Consider the following 14,625-nt stretch of genomic DNA (forward strand, 5'->3'; position numbering starts at 1 on the left):
ATCTTTCACTGGATGCGCATGCAGAAGCGATAGATTGAGCGAGGAGTTTTGGAAAGAACCGCTTTGCGGATGGGCGGGTAAAGCACTATATCAATGCTGCTGCCCGGTGCGTGTTGGATCATCATATCCCCGGGGCCTTATCGATCCTTAAGGGAGCTGTCCCTGACCGGGCCCGTGGGTTCGGACATACGGCGCCCACCTACATCAGTAGGTTCCCGGGATCGCATATCCCACGGCCAGGGCGGCACCTGAATTATCGAGGGGTACGGCCGTCGCCCATGACCGACGAGACAATCGAAGAGGCGAAGGCCAGCTTGCGCAGCAAGGCCCATGTCCAGCGGGCTGCAATCGGACACGATGTGCGCGTCGATGCAGGCAAGGCCGTGGCGGCGCACTTCTTCGAAGGTATCGTTCTCGATCCTGGCGCCGTGGTGGCGGCTTATTGGCCGATCCGCGACGAGCTGGATTGCCAGCCCATCATCCTCCGCCTCATGGATAGCGGCCAACCGGTCTGCCTGCCGGTGGTGCTCGGCGACGAGCTGCCGCTCGAGCTGCGTCTCTGGCAGGACGGTTCCCCCCTCTACGAGGCCGGTTTCGGCACGCTGGCGCCCGAAGAGAGCGCGCCCAAGGTCGAGCCGGACGTGATCCTCATGCCGCTGCTTGGCTTCGACAAGCACGGCACGCGGCTGGGCTATGGCGGGGGCTATTACGATCGCACCCTGGCGGCGATGAACAAGAGGCCCAAGCTGATCGGGCTTGCTTTCGCCGCCCAGGAATATCCCGAAATTCCGCGCCAAGAGCACGACGTGCCGCTCGATGCCGTCGTCACCGAGAATGGCGTCCGCCTGTTTGGAGCCCAAGACAACCGATGAAACTCCTGTTTTTGGGCGACGTCGTCGGCAGATCGGGCCGCGACGCCGTAAGCGAGCGGCTGCCCGGTATCATCGAGCGCTATGGGTTCGACTTCGTCGTGGTCAACGGCGAGAATGCCAGCCATGGCCGCGGGCTCACCGAGTCCCACTTCAACGGCATCCGTGACGCGGGCGCCGATATCGTGACGCTCGGCGACCACGCCTTCGACCAGCGCGAGACGCTCATTTATATCGAGCGCGAAACCACGCTCCTCCGCCCCATCAACATGGCTCCCGGTACGCCCGGGCGCGGCGCGATGTTTGTCGAGAGCCGCAACGGGTTCCGCGTGCTTGTCATCAATGCGCTGGGCCGGGTCTTCATGGGCCCGATCGACGACCCCTTCCGGGCGGTCGAGGCGGCGATCGCCGCTTGCCCTCTGGGCGAGCAGGCCGATGCCATCATCGTCGATTTCCACACCGAGGCCACGTCCGAGATCCAGGGCATGGGGCATTTCCTCGATGGCCGCGCGACGCTCGTTGTCGGCACGCATACGCACATCCCGACCAGCGACCATCGCATCCTCAAGGGCGGTACGGCGCTCATGGCCGATGCCGGCATGTGCGGCGATTTCGACTCCGTCATCGGCGTCGAGGCGGACGAGCCGGTCAATCGCTTCCTCACCGGAATGGCGCTGGGCCGCTTCACGCCGGCCGAGGGCGAGGCGACGCTTTGCGGCATCGCCGTCGAAACCGATCCGCGCACGGGCCTTGCCGCCCGCATCAGCCCGGTAAGGATCGGCGGCTCGCTCAGCCAGGCCTTTCCCGAGTTTTGAGGCCAGACGGCTTCACATTTGCCCATCGCTTGCATATAACGCGCCTCCGAATTCCTGCATCTTTCGAAGGATCACCGAATGGCCGGCCATTCGCATGCCAAGAACATCATGCACCGCAAGGGCAAGAGCGATGCGGCGCGCTCGAAGGTATTCTCCAAGCTGGCGCGCGAGATCACCGTCGCTGCCAAGCTGGGCGTGCCCGACCCCGCCTTCAACGCCCGCCTGCGCCTGGCTGTCGCCAACGCCAAGTCGCAGTCCATGCCCAAGGACAATATCGAGCGCGCCATCAAGAAGGCCGCCGGCTCGGATGGCGAGAACTATGATGAAGTGCGCTACGAGGGCTACGGTCCCGGCGGCGTCGCCGTCATCGTCGAGGCGCTGACCGACAACCGCAATCGCACCGCATCGAACGTCCGCTCGACCTTCTCCAAGAATGGCGGGGCGCTGGGTGAAACCAATTCGGTTTCCTTCATGTTCGACCGCGTCGGCGAAATCTTCTACCCGCTCTCCGTCGGCGACGCCGACAAGGTGATGGAAGCCGCGATCGAAGCCGGCGCCGACGATGTCGAGACCGATGAGGACGAAGAGGATGGTGGCCACACCATCTACACGACTTTCGAGACCATGGGCGAAGTCGCTGCCGCGCTCGAAAAGACGTTGGGCGAAGCCGAGTCCGTCAAGGCCATCTGGAAGCCCCAGAACGAGACCCCGGTCGATGCCGAAAAGGGCGCCACTCTCCTCAAGCTGATCTCGATCCTCGAAGAAGACGACGACGTGCAGAATGTCTACGCCAACTTCGACATCAGCGACGAAGACATGGCCAAGATCGACGTCTGATCTTTCCCTGGGATTATCGATTTGAAGGGCGCGTTCGGGAAACCGGCGCGCCCTTCGTGCATCAGGCAGCCGCGCCCTGGCATTTGAGGTGGGCCGCGGCCACGACTTCCACGCGGTTCCGGCCGAAGCGCTTGGCCTGGTAGAGGCTGCGATCGGCCTGGCGGAAGAGTTCGGTGAAGCCGATTTCGCGCTCGAAGACTGCCCCGCCCACGCTGACCGATAGCTGGCTCACCTGCCCGCCGGGGGTGAAGACGGCCAGGTTGATCGCCTTGCGGATGCGCTCGGCCAGCGAGCGGGCCGTCGCCATGTCGACATCGGGCAGGAAGACGCCGAATTCCTCCCCGCCCAGGCGGCCAACGACATCGCCGGTGCGCAGGATGGCGCGGATGGAGCGGGCGATGATGGTCAGCGCCTCGTCGCCATGGTGATGACCGAAGCGGTCGTTGATCGATTTGAAGTTGTCGGCATCGATGACGAGCAGGGCGCCGCAATACGGCGTCGGCGGGGCAGGCCGGTCGAGATAGCGGTCGATCTCGCTGGCGAAGGCGCCGCGGTTGAGTACGTCCGTGAGGCTGTCGGTAGAAGCCTCCTTGCGCAGCCGTGCATTGGCGTGCCGTAGGTCGATAACTTTGAGCGTCATGACGAGGAAGAGGGGAGGGGCCAGCAGCAGGGGCATGATGATGGCGCTCAGGCTTGCCCGATCCACCGCCTGCTGACCGAGTTCGCTGAAAGCGAACCGCATGCAGATCACGCCGCTGAGGATGCAGCCCAGGGTTCCCAGGGCCGTCCAGCTCGCAACAAAGAGCCAGTCATTCGCCGTCATATGCTTGAAGCGGTCGAGCATCAGGACTTCTCCGAGGAACGCGGGGACCGTAGGCGCGCCCTCATAACGAGTCATTGACCGGATCGATACAATTGCACCGATCAGGGCATTTTCCCCCTCCAAACGAATGGTATCGATGATCACAGCTATGTTGCCGGTTTGTTCACTTTATCCTTGGTAGGCTCGTCCGACGCAACTAAGAGTTTGTCATGGCAGGAACGGTACGAATCATCGGCATTGACCCGGGGCTGCGCCGCTGCGGCTGGGGAATCATCGAGAGCACGGGCAACCGGCTGACCTTCGTCGCCGCCGGCACGGTGACGCCTCCGACGACCGACGACCTTGCCGTGCGGCTCGCCACGCTCTTCTCCTCGCTCTCCGATCTCATCGGCCTTTACCGACCCGACGAGGCGGCGGTCGAAGAGACATTCGTTAACCAGGGCGCCCGCTCGGCCCTGCTCCTTGGGCAGGCGCGCGGCGTGGCGCTGATGACGCCGGCCTCGCTCGGGCTCCCCGTCGGGGAGTACGCCGCCAACCTCGTCAAGAAATCGATCGTCGGGACGGGTCATGCCGACAAGGATCAGGTACAGCTGATGGTGAAAACGCTTCTTCCGAGCGCCGATTTCAAGGGCGCCGACGCCGCTGATGCGCTGGCCATAGCCATCTGCCACGCGCATCACCGGGCCTATCGCAAGCTGGCGGTGGGCGCATGATCGGCAAGCTCAAGGGCCTGGTGGACGCCTTCGGCGACGATCACGTGCTGATCGACGTCAACGGGGTCTGCTACGAGGCGCATTGCTCGGCCAAGACGCTTGCGGCCCTGCCGCGTGTCGGCGAGGCGGCAGTAGTCTTCATCGAGATGCTCGTGCGCGAGGACATGATCCGGCTCTATGGCTTCTCGAGCGAAACCGAAAAGGCCTGGTTCAACCTGCTGATGACCGTACAGGGGGTAGGCGCACGCGTGGCGCTGGCGATCCTCTCGGCGCTCACGCCGAGCGAATTGTCGAGCGCCATCGCGCTCCAGGACAAGGCCATGGTCGGCCGCGCCTCGGGGGTCGGCCCCAAGCTGGCTGTGCGCATCGTCACCGAGCTTAAGGGCAAGGTACCTGCCATCGGCGCGATCGATGCCGGCACGCTCGGACTGCAAGCGGCGCTGGGAGAAGGCGTTGCCGCGTCCAACGTCACCGACGCCGTCTCGGCTCTGACTAATCTTGGCTATTCGAGTGCGCAGGCATCTGCCGCCGTTGCGCGAGTGGTCGGCCGCGAGGGTGATGACACCGCAACCGAAAAGCTCATCCGGCTGGGCTTGCGCGAGCTGAGCAGCTAGGGCTGTTGTAGATGGCATCATTGGGGGACGTGATGAAACAGATACTGAAACTGGTACGACGGCCGGCGATCCTGGGGGCGGCGCTTCTGCCGCTGGTAGCTCCCGTTGCCGCCAAGGCAGACCAGAACGAAGCGACTGCCGTCGCGATCTGGTTCGTCGAGGCGGATGGCTCGGCCAAGCCCTATTATTTCCACGATCCCAGCAATCCCCTTCCGCGCTGGTCTTGCGACGCGCGGCTCGATTACCTGACCAAGAAGTTCTTCCGCATGACCCGCTCCAATCCCGACCTCAAGAACAAGAAGGCCGTCAAATCCGCTTGCGTCGCGGTCAGGAATATCGAGTAGCCGCCCGTGACTTCTTTGACCTCCGCATCCGCTGGCCGTGACGAGGGACTGGACGTTTCCCTGCGGCCCTCCGGCTTTTCCGAATTCGTCGGGCAGGCGGCTGCGCGCGCCAATCTTGAGGTCTTCATCCAGGCTGCCAAGCAGCGCAAGGCGGCGCTCGACCATGTGCTCTTTGTCGGGCCGCCAGGCCTCGGCAAGACGACGCTCGCGCAGATCGTGGCGCGCGAACTGGGCGTCGGTTTCCGTGCGACGTCCGGTCCGGTGATCGCCAAGGCCGGGGATTTGGCGGCGTTGCTCACCAATCTTGAAGAGCGCGACGTGCTCTTCATCGACGAAATCCACCGCCTCAATCCGGCGGTCGAGGAAATCCTCTATCCGGCGATGGAGGATTTCCAGCTCGATCTCATTATCGGCGAAGGCCCCGCGGCGCGCTCTGTGCGCATCGACCTCGCCAAATTCACGCTCGTTGGCGCCACCACCCGCGCCGGGCTCCTTACCACGCCGCTCCGTGATCGCTTCGGCATCCCGATCCGGCTCAATTTCTACACGCCCGAGGAGCTCGTCCTCATCGTCGAGCGCGGAGCGCGGTTGATGGGCATCGGCATGGCGCCCGATGGGGCGATGGAGATCGCCCGCCGGTCGCGCGGCACGCCGCGTATCGCTGGCCGGCTGCTGCGCCGTGTGGTCGATTTCGCACTGGTCGACAATGCCAGCGAGGTGACGCGCTCGGTCGCCGACAAGGCGTTGTTGCGCCTCGATGTCGATGCGCGTGGGCTCGACCAACTCGATCGACGGTACCTCACAACCATCGCCAATTTCTACGGTGGCGGACCGGTCGGCATCGAGACCATCGCCGCCGCGCTTTCCGAGCCGCGTGATGCCATCGAAGAGATCGTCGAGCCCTATCTCATCCAGCAGGGCTTCATCCAGCGCACGCCGCGCGGGCGCATGCTGACGGCGCTGGCGTTCCAGCATCTGGGTCTCTCCGTGCCGCAAGGCTTCGTCGGCATGCAGGCGAGCCTGTTCGAAGAGCCGGAAGGCGAGGAATGACGCTGGCCAGGCTGCCTTGGCTGACCGTAGCGGTCTTCATGGTGACGACTGCGTTCACGGCTGCGCAGATGATCTGGCCAGGCGTATTGCCTGCCTTGCAGCGCCAGCCATCGATGCTTGCCGGCGAATACTGGCGGTTCGTCACCGCCTGGCTCGTCCATGACGAAGGCGCGCGGCAGATCGTCTTCAACTTTGCCGCTCTCGCGGTCGCCGGTACATTCGTCGAACTTATGCTGGGGCGGACGATCTGGGTGCTGGCTTACGTTGCCGGCGGCTTGTCCGGCGAGATTGCGGGTATCTTCTGGCAGCCTTTCGGGGCCGGCAATTCGGTAGCAGTCTGCGGTCTCATCGGCGTACTGGCCATTTGGCAATTGCGCCGCGAGGGCGTTCCGGTCGTCGCGCGCCTCGTCTTCCCGCTGCTCTGCTTCGGCGGGGCGCTGGTGCTCATCGCAAACCACGACATCCATGGTCCGCCGCTCCTGGTTGGCGGCGCGATCGGGTTTCTCGGGAGGGCCAAGTCATGATCCCGCACCACCTGGCCGTTCGGGTCTATTACGAAGACACCGACTTTTCCGGCAATGTCTACCACGCCTCCTATCTCAAGTTCTTCGAGCGGGGGCGTACGGAATTCCTGCGCGATCTGGGCATCCACCATTCCGAGCTCGCCGAGCAGGGCATCGCCTTCGCAGTCCGTTCGATGCAGATCGAATTCGAAGGCGCCGCTCATATCGATGACCTTCTCGATGTCGAAACCAGCGTCGCGAACTTTTCCGGCGCGCGGCTGACGCTCGAGCAGGTTATCCGGCGGGGTGATGAGGTGCTGACACGCGCGACGGTCGTCGTCGTGTCGATCAAGGTGGGAGGCGGGGCGGCGCGCCTGCCTCGGCTGATGCTCGCCGCCCTCAAGAGTTGATTACATATCGGCCTTGGTGACCTGGCCGCGGATTTCGCCATCCGGGAACTTGGCGGTGTGGATGTTGAAGTACCACTTGCCGGCCTGAAGGTCGGTGGCCTGTTCGTCGGTCAGCGTCGCGGTGCCCTTGATGGGGCTGGTCAGCGCGCCATCGATCGGCACGACCGGGCTGGCATTGGCGCCCGGATCGGCAGGGCCATGGAAGTGGGCGGCGCTGGCGTCACCGCTCAGGCCCGAATAGTCGATGGTCCAGGTAAAGGCCTTGCTGTCCGTATCGTAGGTCGCATCGACCGTGCCCGTACCGGCCGAGTCAGTGGGCGGCACTTCCGATTTTCCGTCGAGCGCTGCCTTGAAGTGGACCATTTCGGCGAAGGCGGGCGTCGCCGCCAGGGCGAAGGCCAAGGTCGTTGCCACGATGAGAGGGCGAACCGAGATAGACATTGGACTCTCCTTGAGGTGAGTGCAGCGTTGAGGCTGCGCATGTCTACCAACGAAAGGTCGCTCACGAAGTTCCGCCTTCCTCTCACCGCTTTGTGAGGTGGTTGCCGATCAAATCTGGCCGTGTCAGGGAAGCGCCGCCGGGTTTTGGGGGCTTTGTTAACCGATCCTTGACCATAAATACGGCAATGGATGAAGGCTCCGGCTATGGTCCGGAATGCCGGAGCATTTCTCTTAAATTTGACGCATTTCGACCCCATCGGACCGCAGCAAGGGCCGGTTGAGTGCATAGGACCGAGCCGAAAGGACAATTCATGGAAGCCATGGACGCTGTCGGGGCAGTCGCCACGCACTCCGACATTTCTATCTGGGGTCTGTTTGTACAAGCCGACTGGATCGTCAAGCTGGTCATGCTGGCGCTGCTTGCTGCCTCTATCTGGTGCTGGGCGATCATCGTGGACAAGTCGATGCTCTACGGGCGCTACAAGCGCGAGATGAGCCGCTTCGAGCGCGTCTTCTGGTCGGGCCAGTCGCTCGAAGAGCTCTATCAGACGCAGTCGGACCGTCCGAGCCCCGGGTTCGGTGCGGTCTTCGTTGCCGCCATGAAGGAGTGGAAGCGCAGCCACGAGCAGAACGCGGCCTCTTTCATCGGTATGCAGGCCCGCCTAGACAAGGTGCTCGATGTCGCCATCAATCGCGAGGGCGATACGCTCGAGAAAAATCTCGGCTTCCTCGCAACCGTTGGCTCGGCCGCGCCCTTTGTTGGCCTTTTTGGTACGGTATGGGGCATCATGAACGCGTTTACGTCCATCGCTGCCTCCAAGAGCACGAACCTCGCCGTGGTGGCGCCCGGTATCGCCGAAGCCCTCTTCGCGACGGCGCTTGGCCTCGTCGCCGCTATCCCGGCCGTTATCGCCTATAACAAGCTTTCGAGCGACGCCAGCAAGATGACCGGGCGGCTCGAAAGCTTTGCCGACGAGTTCTCGACCATCCTTTCCCGCCAGCTTGAAGCCAGGGGGAAGTAAGCATGGCCATGGCAGTTGGAGGCGGCGGAGGCAGCTCCCGCCGCGGCAGGCGGAGGGGCGGCAATCGCCCGATGAGCGACATCAACGTCACCCCGATGGTGGACGTGATGCTCGTGCTGCTCATCGTTTTCATGGTCGCGGCGCCGCTCATGACGGTCGGCGTGCCGATCGACCTGCCGCAGACGCAGGCCAAGGAACTCAATACCGACAGCAAGCCGGTCACCGTCACGGTGACGCCCGATGGCGCCACCTATGTCGGGGAAGAGCCGATCCAGTTCGAGGAATTGATCGCCAAGATCGCCACGCTTGCGACCGAAGGGCCCGAGCAGCGCATCTATGTGCGCGGTGACATGCAGGCCAATTACGGCTCGGTGATGAAGGTCATGGGGGCGCTTTCGGGCGCCGGGTACACCCATATCGGCCTCATTACCGAACAGGCGCCCGCGGGGCAGTGACGGCATGAAGGTCGGCGTAACCGTTTCGGCAGTTTCGCACGCAGCTCTCCTCGCCATAGTCCTTTTCGGGCTGAGCGGGGCCAAGGAGCTGCGTCCGGAAGCGGTCGACTCCATTGCCGTCGACCTCGTGCCCCTCGATTCCGTGACCAATATCCGGGCCGGCACGCTCGACAGCGAGATCGTCGACACGCCGACCCCCTCGATCGTCAAGGACGACAAGCCCGCCGAGATCGCCCAGCCCACGGGCAATACCGAGCAGGACCAGCCGACGCCCGAGATCGCGCCCAAGCCCTCGCCTGCGCCCTCGATCAATACTGCGCCCGCTCCCCAGCCGGAGCCCGAGCCTGATCCGACGCCGGTGCCGACCACGCCGCCGACGCCGGCCGAGCCTGCTCCGCGTCCGGAGCCGCCCCAGGCGCAACCCGCTCCGACGCCACCGCCGGCCCCCGCGCCCGAGCCGACGCCCACGCCTGATCCGACCCCGACGCCCGCGCCGGTGACACCCGAGCTGTCGACGCCGACCGCTACGCCCACGCCGCAGGAAGTCGCGCCCGCGCCGGCGACCCGTGTCGCCAATCTCGAGCAGAAGCGCGCCGAATTCCAGAAGCAGCAGGAAGCGGCCAAGAAGAAGGCGGAAGAGGACGCCAAGAAAAAGGCCGAGGAAGACGCCAAGAAGAAAGCCGACGAAGAGGCGAAGAAGAAGGCCGAAGAGGCCAAGCGCGTCGCTGATGCCAAGAAGAAGGAAGAGCAGGCCAAGAAGGAAGCTGATGCCAAAAAGCAGCAGCAGGCCGCGGTAAAGGCCGCCGACCGAATTTCGGACATCATCAACAACAACGATTCCCGCGGCGGCACGACCGGGCAGGGCGGTGAGCCCACTCTCGGCAAGCCGACCGGCTCATCTGCTCGGTTGAGCCAGTCCGAGCTCGATGGCCTCGTGGCGCAGATCCGGCGTTGCCTCAATGTGCCGCCTGGTGCCGTCGATACACAGACGACGGCGCAGGTTGCCATCAGCTTCAATGCCGACGGCAGCGTTTCGGGCGCGCAGATCGCGCGCCAGCCGTCTACCCAGATCGAACAGGCGCTGGCGAATGCCGCCGTGCGCGCTGTCATGACCTGCGGTCCCTACACCATGCTGTCGGCTGACAATTACGACCAGTGGCGCGAGATCGGCGTGACGTTTGATCCGAGCCAGTTCTAGAAAAAAGGATGCGCTGCACCCCAGAAGGAGGCGGCCAGAATGGAGAAGACCCATGACTCTCTTGACCCGGCGCAATGCGCTTAAGCTTGGCATAGCCGGTTCGGCAGCGATGATCGCTGCCCGCCCGGCTTCCGCTCTGGTGCAGATCACCGTGGGCGGCGGCGACTTCCGTCCGCTGCCGATCGCCATCCCCAATTTCTCCTCGTCCGATCCGCAGTTCGGCGCTGACGTTGCCGACATCGTGCGTGCCAACCTGCGCCGTTCCGGTCTCTTCAACCCGCTCGATCCCGCCTCGCTTCCCGCCCAGGTCGGCGACGTGCAGGCTACGCCGGACTTCCCGAGCTGGAAGGCCGCGCAGGCCGATGCTCTGGTCATGGGTACCGTTGAGCGTGGTGGCCAGATCCAGTCCTCGGTGCGTGTGTGGGACACGCAGCAGGGCGCGCAGGTGGTGGGCAAGTCCTACGGCACCGATGCCAATAGCTGGCGCCGCATCGCCCACATCATCTCGGATGCCATCTACACTTCGCTCACCGGCGAAGGCGGCTATTTCGATACGCGCGTGGTCTATACCGCCGAGAGCGGGCCGAAGGCCAACCGCGTCAAGCGCCTTGCCATCATGGATCAGGACGGCGCCAATCCGCAGTACCTCACCGATGGCCGCACGCTGGCGCTGACGCCGCGCTTCTCCCCCAATTCGGACATGGTCGCCTACATGAACTTCGAGGAAGGCAATCCGCAGGTCTATCTGCTGCAGCTTTCCTCCGGCCGGCAGCAGCGGCTGGGTTCGTTCGGGCAGATGACCTTTGCCCCGCGCTTCTCGCCCGATGGTCGCTCGATCGCCTTCTCGGTGGAAGCGAGCGGGGCGACAAACATCTATTCGCTTGCCATTGGCGGCGGCCAGCCCGTGCAGCTCACCAGCGGCGCTGCGATCGATACCGCGCCTTCCTATTCGCCGGATGGCAGCCAGATTGTCTTTGAATCAGATCGTGGCGGCAGTCCGCAGATCTATCTGATGAGCGCGGCCGGCGGCGGGGCCAACCGCATCAGCTACGGCCAGGGTTCGTATTCGACCCCCGTCTGGTCGCCGAAGGGCGATCTCATCGCATTTACCCGCCAGTCGGGTGGTCAGTTCCAGATCGGCATCATGCGGCCGGATGGTTCGAACGAGCGCATTCTGGTCTCGAGCTTCCACGCGGAAGGCCCGACCTGGGCGCCCAACGGGCGCGTCATCATGTTCTTCCAGGATCCGGGTGGTAATGACGGTCCGGCGCTGCATTCGGTCGACGTCTGGGGTCGCAACGTGCAGAAGATTCCGACCGAGACCTTCGCTTCGGATCCGGCCTGGTCGCCTCTGCGCACCTGATCGCGGTTAGAATTCATCAAGCTTAACGGGGAGGTTACGACCTCCCCGTTTCGTTTTTCGGGCGCTTGCCCGTGCATAACCGCAACAGCTAGGGAATCCGGGGCGATCCGGCCACAATCCGGCCAGAATAAGCCGGAATTAACCATGTCCGAGAACCCTGCCTTAAGATAACGGGCAGTAAATACATTGCCTAAATTCGATCCCTTTGGAGTAATCTATGACGCCCGTTATCGGCTTTCTGCGCGGTTTCGCGCTTGTCGCCCTGGTGGCCCTGGTCGCGGCATGTTCGCGCACTCCGGCGACCGGCGTTGGTAATCTCGGCCCCGGCGCGGCAGCCCCGGGCAGCCAGCAGGAATTCCTCGTCACCGTTGGCGATCGCGTGTTCTTCGAAACCGATTCGTCCTCGCTGACCCCGACCGCCCAGGATACGCTCAACAAGCAGGCAGCCTGGCTCAACCGCTACACCAATTATCGCGTCCTGATCGAAGGCCATGCCGACGAGCGCGGTACGCGTGAATACAACCTCGCCCTCGGCGCCCGCCGTGCGCAGGTCGTGGTCAACTACCTCATCAGCCAGGGTGTGAATTCGCAGCGCATCCAGTCCAAGTCGTTCGGCAAGGAACGTCCGGTTGCCATCTGCAACGACATCTCGTGCTGGTCTCAGAATCGCCGTGCGGTGACCGTGGTCCAATAAGGTCCACCGCATAGCCCGCTACTCCAGGAAAACTGGAGGCAATAGCGCCGGGAGCCGCGTATCTGGCCCCGGCGCTTCTTTTTTCGCCAAAATTTGTCTTTATGCCGTTGCCAGCATTCGTATTCTGGCGGGCGACCGCCTCTCAACGCGTTTTCTTTGGAGACATAAGTGGTGACAATCCTCAAACCCCAGGGCGGTAGAGCCAAGCGGGTTACGATTGCCGCATTCCTGGCCGCCTCGCTCGCGGCCGCGCCGGTTGCCGGCCAGGCGCAGGAGCGCATCCACGTGGCGCAGAATGCGCAGGAGGCCCAACTGGCCCTGCGTATCCAGCAGCTTGAGGAGCAGATCCGCACCCTCACCGGCCAGGTCGAAGGGCTGCAGTTCCAGCTCGCGCAGATGCAGACGCTTGTCCAGAAGATGAACGAGGACAACGAATATCGCTTCCAGCAGCTCGAAGGAGGGGCTCCGGCCGCGCCCCAAGGCGGTGCCGGGGGAAAAACTGAGGCGGCTCCTCAATCCGGTGGCGTGACGCCGTCCGGAGAGGCGCCGCAGACCCCGGCCCAGACCCCGCCCGCCGCTGCCGCCCCGCAAGGCTCGATCCAGACGCTTGATGGCAATGGAGCGGCCGGCGCTGCCAACGCTCCGGTTCTGGGGGCCGACGAACAGCCGATGGACGATATCGGGCTGTCGCACGATCCGCTGCTTGGCACCGGCAACGGTGTCGATGGCGCTCCGTTGCAGCCGCTCCCCCCCGGTTCGCTCGACGTGCCGACGACGCCCAAGGCCCCGCTCGATCTCAACCGCGCCGCCGGCACCAAGGCGACCGAGGGAGATGCCGAGGCTCAATACGCCGCGGGGTATGATGCCATCGTCAAGGGCGACTATTCGTTCGCCGAGCAGCAGTTCCGGCAATATCTCGAGCTCTATCCCGACAGCCCGCAGGCGGCCGATGCCACCAACTGGCTCGGTGAGGCTCTGCTGAAGCGGCGTGCCTATGGCGATGCAGCCGAGGTACTCGTCGACGGCTTCCAGAAATATGCGAGCTCGCCGCGCGCGCCCGATATCCTGCTCAAGCTCGGCATGGCCCTTTCGGGTGCCGACGAGCGCGATACCGCCTGCCGGACCTTTGCCGAGGTCACCAAGCGCTACACCAACCTGACGGCTGCCTTCAAAACCCGTCTCAGCGAGGAACAGGCCAAGGCTCAATGTCCACCAGCGTGACGGCCGAGGGCCTCGCCGCCGCGCTGGCGCCCGTCGCGCAATGCAAGGCAATCGGCCTCGCCGTTTCGGGCGGCGCCGATAGCCTGGCGCTGATGGTGCTGGTCAGGCGCTGGCTTCGCGAACTCGAAAATCCCCCCAAGGTCTTCGTCTATAGCGTTGACCACGGCCTGCGCCGCGAAGCGCGGGACGAGGTGGCCATGGTCGTGGACGAGGCGAAGAAGCTCGGCTTCGAGCCGCGCGCCCTCGCCTGGACCGGCGCCAAGCCTGCCACCGGCGTGCAGGATGCAGCCCGGCAGGCGCGCTATCGGCTGATCGGAGAGGCGATGGCACAGGATGGCGCCGAAATCCTGCTGACCGCCCATCACATCAACGACCAGGCCGAGACCATCCTGATGCGGCTGTCGCACGGCTCGGGCCTCGATGGTCTCTCGGGCATGCAACCGCTCTCCATGGTCGAAGGCGTGCCGATCTTCCGGCCCTTCCTTGCCGTCGATCCCAAAATCCTGCGTGCCGTCGTGGACGCCGAGGGGCTGACGCCCGCCGAGGATCCGAGCAACAGCGATCCGCACTATGAGCGCGTGCGCTGGCGTCGCGCCTTGCCGGCCCTTGCCGATCTCGGGCTCGATGCCGAGACGCTTTTCCGCTTCTCCGAGCGGGCGGCGCAGGCCGAGGAAGCGCTGGCGATCACGGCCAGCATCAGTTTCGACGAGATCGTACGGCTCGATGGGTTCGGCGCGGCCGAGATCGATTCCGATCAGTTCGCCAGCGTCCCCAAGGCCATTGCCGACCGCATCCTTGCGCGCGTGCTGCGGATCGTGGGCGGGCAGCAGAAGCCGCGGGCGCTGAGTGTCGTCGAACGGCTGCGCGATGCGCTGGTGGCCGGCGATGTGTCAAAAACCCGCACGGTGCTGGGGTGCGTCGTGCGCAATTCGAGCGGCGTGATCTCGGTGGCGCGCGAGCCGGGCCGTGCGGCGCTGACCAGGATACGGGTCGATCCCGGTGTCGAGTTCGTCTGGGACGAGCGGTTCCTCATCGCCAATCTCTCGCAGGATGCGGGGCTTACGGTGGTTCCCGCCGAATACTGGCAGCGCCGGCATCTCGAGGAATTATTCGGTTTCCGTATCACCGCGCCCATGGAGGCCATCCGCACTTCGCCGATGATCGTGGACGAAAGCGAGAAAGTGCTCTCGCTTGGAACACACGCCTTTGACGAGCGCGTCAGAATAACTTTCCTTAAGGAATAGGCGGAGCGA

General features: G+C 64.2%; 18 protein-coding genes and 1 other RNA gene. 17 read left to right on the forward strand and 2 right to left on the reverse strand.

What is annotated here, in order from left to right; all coding sequences use genetic code 11:
* Nucleotides 1-93 precede the first annotated feature (93 nt).
* The 4 genes from ssrS (at nucleotide 94) to JNE37_RS12095 (ending at nucleotide 2,521) form a co-directional block, all read left to right on the forward strand.
* A non-coding RNA gene (ssrS, locus tag JNE37_RS12080) (6S RNA) lies at nucleotides 94-252 on the forward strand.
* A 26-nt stretch (nucleotides 253-278) separates the two neighbouring features.
* Nucleotides 279-872: a 5-formyltetrahydrofolate cyclo-ligase gene (locus tag JNE37_RS12085; RefSeq protein ID WP_035035650.1), complete on the forward strand. Its 594-nt coding sequence runs from the start codon at nucleotides 279-281 to the stop codon at nucleotides 870-872.
* Complete coding sequence (locus JNE37_RS12090; RefSeq protein ID WP_035095253.1) at nucleotides 869-1,684, forward strand: TIGR00282 family metallophosphoesterase; 816 nt, start codon at nucleotides 869-871, stop codon at nucleotides 1,682-1,684. The genes JNE37_RS12085 and JNE37_RS12090 overlap by 4 nt, the downstream gene beginning before the upstream one ends.
* A gap of 78 nt (nucleotides 1,685-1,762) precedes the next feature.
* On the forward strand, nucleotides 1,763-2,521 hold the full coding sequence (locus JNE37_RS12095; protein ID WP_035035656.1) for a YebC/PmpR family DNA-binding transcriptional regulator: 759 nt from the start codon (nucleotides 1,763-1,765) through the stop codon (nucleotides 2,519-2,521).
* Nucleotides 2,522-2,582: 61 nt separating this feature from the next.
* Here the strand turns inward: JNE37_RS12095 and JNE37_RS12100 are convergent, their stop codons facing one another.
* On the reverse strand, nucleotides 2,583-3,365 hold the full coding sequence (locus JNE37_RS12100) for a GGDEF domain-containing protein (RefSeq protein WP_160176340.1): 783 nt from the start codon (nucleotides 3,363-3,365) through the stop codon (nucleotides 2,583-2,585).
* A 188-nt stretch (nucleotides 3,366-3,553) separates the two neighbouring features.
* On the opposite strand from JNE37_RS12100, the gene ruvC reads away from it, so the two are divergent.
* From ruvC to ybgC, 6 genes are read left to right on the forward strand one after another with little or no spacing between them, the layout of a single operon-like run.
* A complete protein-coding gene (gene ruvC, locus JNE37_RS12105; protein WP_203062968.1) occupies nucleotides 3,554-4,057 on the forward strand; it encodes a crossover junction endodeoxyribonuclease RuvC in 504 nt (167 codons plus the stop codon).
* Entirely contained in the window at nucleotides 4,054-4,671 is a 618-nt protein-coding gene (gene ruvA / locus JNE37_RS12110) for a Holliday junction branch migration protein RuvA (RefSeq protein WP_035035662.1), read from the forward strand. The genes ruvC and ruvA overlap by 4 nt, the downstream gene beginning before the upstream one ends.
* Before the next feature lie 32 nt (nucleotides 4,672-4,703).
* Nucleotides 4,704-5,015, forward strand: coding sequence for a hypothetical protein (locus tag JNE37_RS12115; RefSeq protein WP_035095245.1), 312 nt, complete (start codon nucleotides 4,704-4,706; stop codon nucleotides 5,013-5,015).
* Between the two features lie 15 nt (nucleotides 5,016-5,030).
* The gene (gene ruvB / locus JNE37_RS12120) at nucleotides 5,031-6,065 is read left to right on the forward strand and encodes a Holliday junction branch migration DNA helicase RuvB (RefSeq protein WP_379125327.1); all 1,035 of its coding nucleotides are present in this window, start codon (nucleotides 5,031-5,033) and stop codon (nucleotides 6,063-6,065) included.
* The gene (locus JNE37_RS12125) at nucleotides 6,062-6,589 is read left to right on the forward strand and encodes a rhomboid family intramembrane serine protease (RefSeq protein ID WP_203062972.1); all 528 of its coding nucleotides are present in this window, start codon (nucleotides 6,062-6,064) and stop codon (nucleotides 6,587-6,589) included. The genes ruvB and JNE37_RS12125 overlap by 4 nt, the downstream gene beginning before the upstream one ends.
* Complete coding sequence (gene ybgC, locus JNE37_RS12130; protein WP_246513228.1) at nucleotides 6,586-6,978, forward strand: tol-pal system-associated acyl-CoA thioesterase; 393 nt, start codon at nucleotides 6,586-6,588, stop codon at nucleotides 6,976-6,978. Before JNE37_RS12125 ends, ybgC begins: the two co-directional genes overlap by 4 nt.
* Here ybgC and JNE37_RS12135 read toward each other — a convergent pair whose 3' ends face one another.
* Nucleotides 6,979-7,419: a CHRD domain-containing protein gene (locus JNE37_RS12135; protein WP_035035673.1), complete on the reverse strand. Its 441-nt coding sequence runs from the start codon at nucleotides 7,417-7,419 to the stop codon at nucleotides 6,979-6,981.
* Between the two features lie 320 nt (nucleotides 7,420-7,739).
* Here JNE37_RS12135 and tolQ point away from each other — a divergent pair, with 320 nt between their 5' ends.
* The 7 genes from tolQ (at nucleotide 7,740) to tilS (ending at nucleotide 14,616) form a co-directional block, all read left to right on the forward strand.
* Nucleotides 7,740-8,441: a protein TolQ gene (tolQ, locus tag JNE37_RS12140; protein WP_035035765.1), complete on the forward strand. Its 702-nt coding sequence runs from the start codon at nucleotides 7,740-7,742 to the stop codon at nucleotides 8,439-8,441.
* A gap of 2 nt (nucleotides 8,442-8,443) precedes the next feature.
* Nucleotides 8,444-8,896: a protein TolR gene (gene tolR / locus JNE37_RS12145; RefSeq protein ID WP_035035675.1), complete on the forward strand. Its 453-nt coding sequence runs from the start codon at nucleotides 8,444-8,446 to the stop codon at nucleotides 8,894-8,896.
* A gap of 4 nt (nucleotides 8,897-8,900) precedes the next feature.
* Nucleotides 8,901-10,094, forward strand: coding sequence for a hypothetical protein (locus tag JNE37_RS12150; protein ID WP_035035677.1), 1,194 nt, complete (start codon nucleotides 8,901-8,903; stop codon nucleotides 10,092-10,094).
* Between the two features lie 52 nt (nucleotides 10,095-10,146).
* On the forward strand, nucleotides 10,147-11,457 hold the full coding sequence (gene tolB / locus JNE37_RS12155; RefSeq protein WP_182399376.1) for a Tol-Pal system beta propeller repeat protein TolB: 1,311 nt from the start codon (nucleotides 10,147-10,149) through the stop codon (nucleotides 11,455-11,457).
* A gap of 217 nt (nucleotides 11,458-11,674) precedes the next feature.
* Nucleotides 11,675-12,151, forward strand: a complete 477-nt coding sequence (pal, locus tag JNE37_RS12160) for a peptidoglycan-associated lipoprotein Pal (RefSeq protein WP_035035681.1) — start codon at nucleotides 11,675-11,677, stop codon at nucleotides 12,149-12,151.
* 168 nt (nucleotides 12,152-12,319) lie between these two features.
* Entirely contained in the window at nucleotides 12,320-13,372 is a 1,053-nt protein-coding gene (gene ybgF / locus JNE37_RS12165) for a tol-pal system protein YbgF (protein WP_203062974.1), read from the forward strand.
* Nucleotides 13,357-14,616: a tRNA lysidine(34) synthetase TilS gene (gene tilS / locus JNE37_RS12170; protein WP_203062978.1), complete on the forward strand. Its 1,260-nt coding sequence runs from the start codon at nucleotides 13,357-13,359 to the stop codon at nucleotides 14,614-14,616. The genes ybgF and tilS overlap by 16 nt, the downstream gene beginning before the upstream one ends.
* Nucleotides 14,617-14,625: the final 9 nt, after the last annotated feature.

This window comes from Paradevosia shaoguanensis (assembly GCF_016801025.1).
In the GTDB taxonomy this organism is placed as follows: Bacteria; Pseudomonadota; Alphaproteobacteria; order Rhizobiales; family Devosiaceae; genus Paradevosia; species Paradevosia shaoguanensis.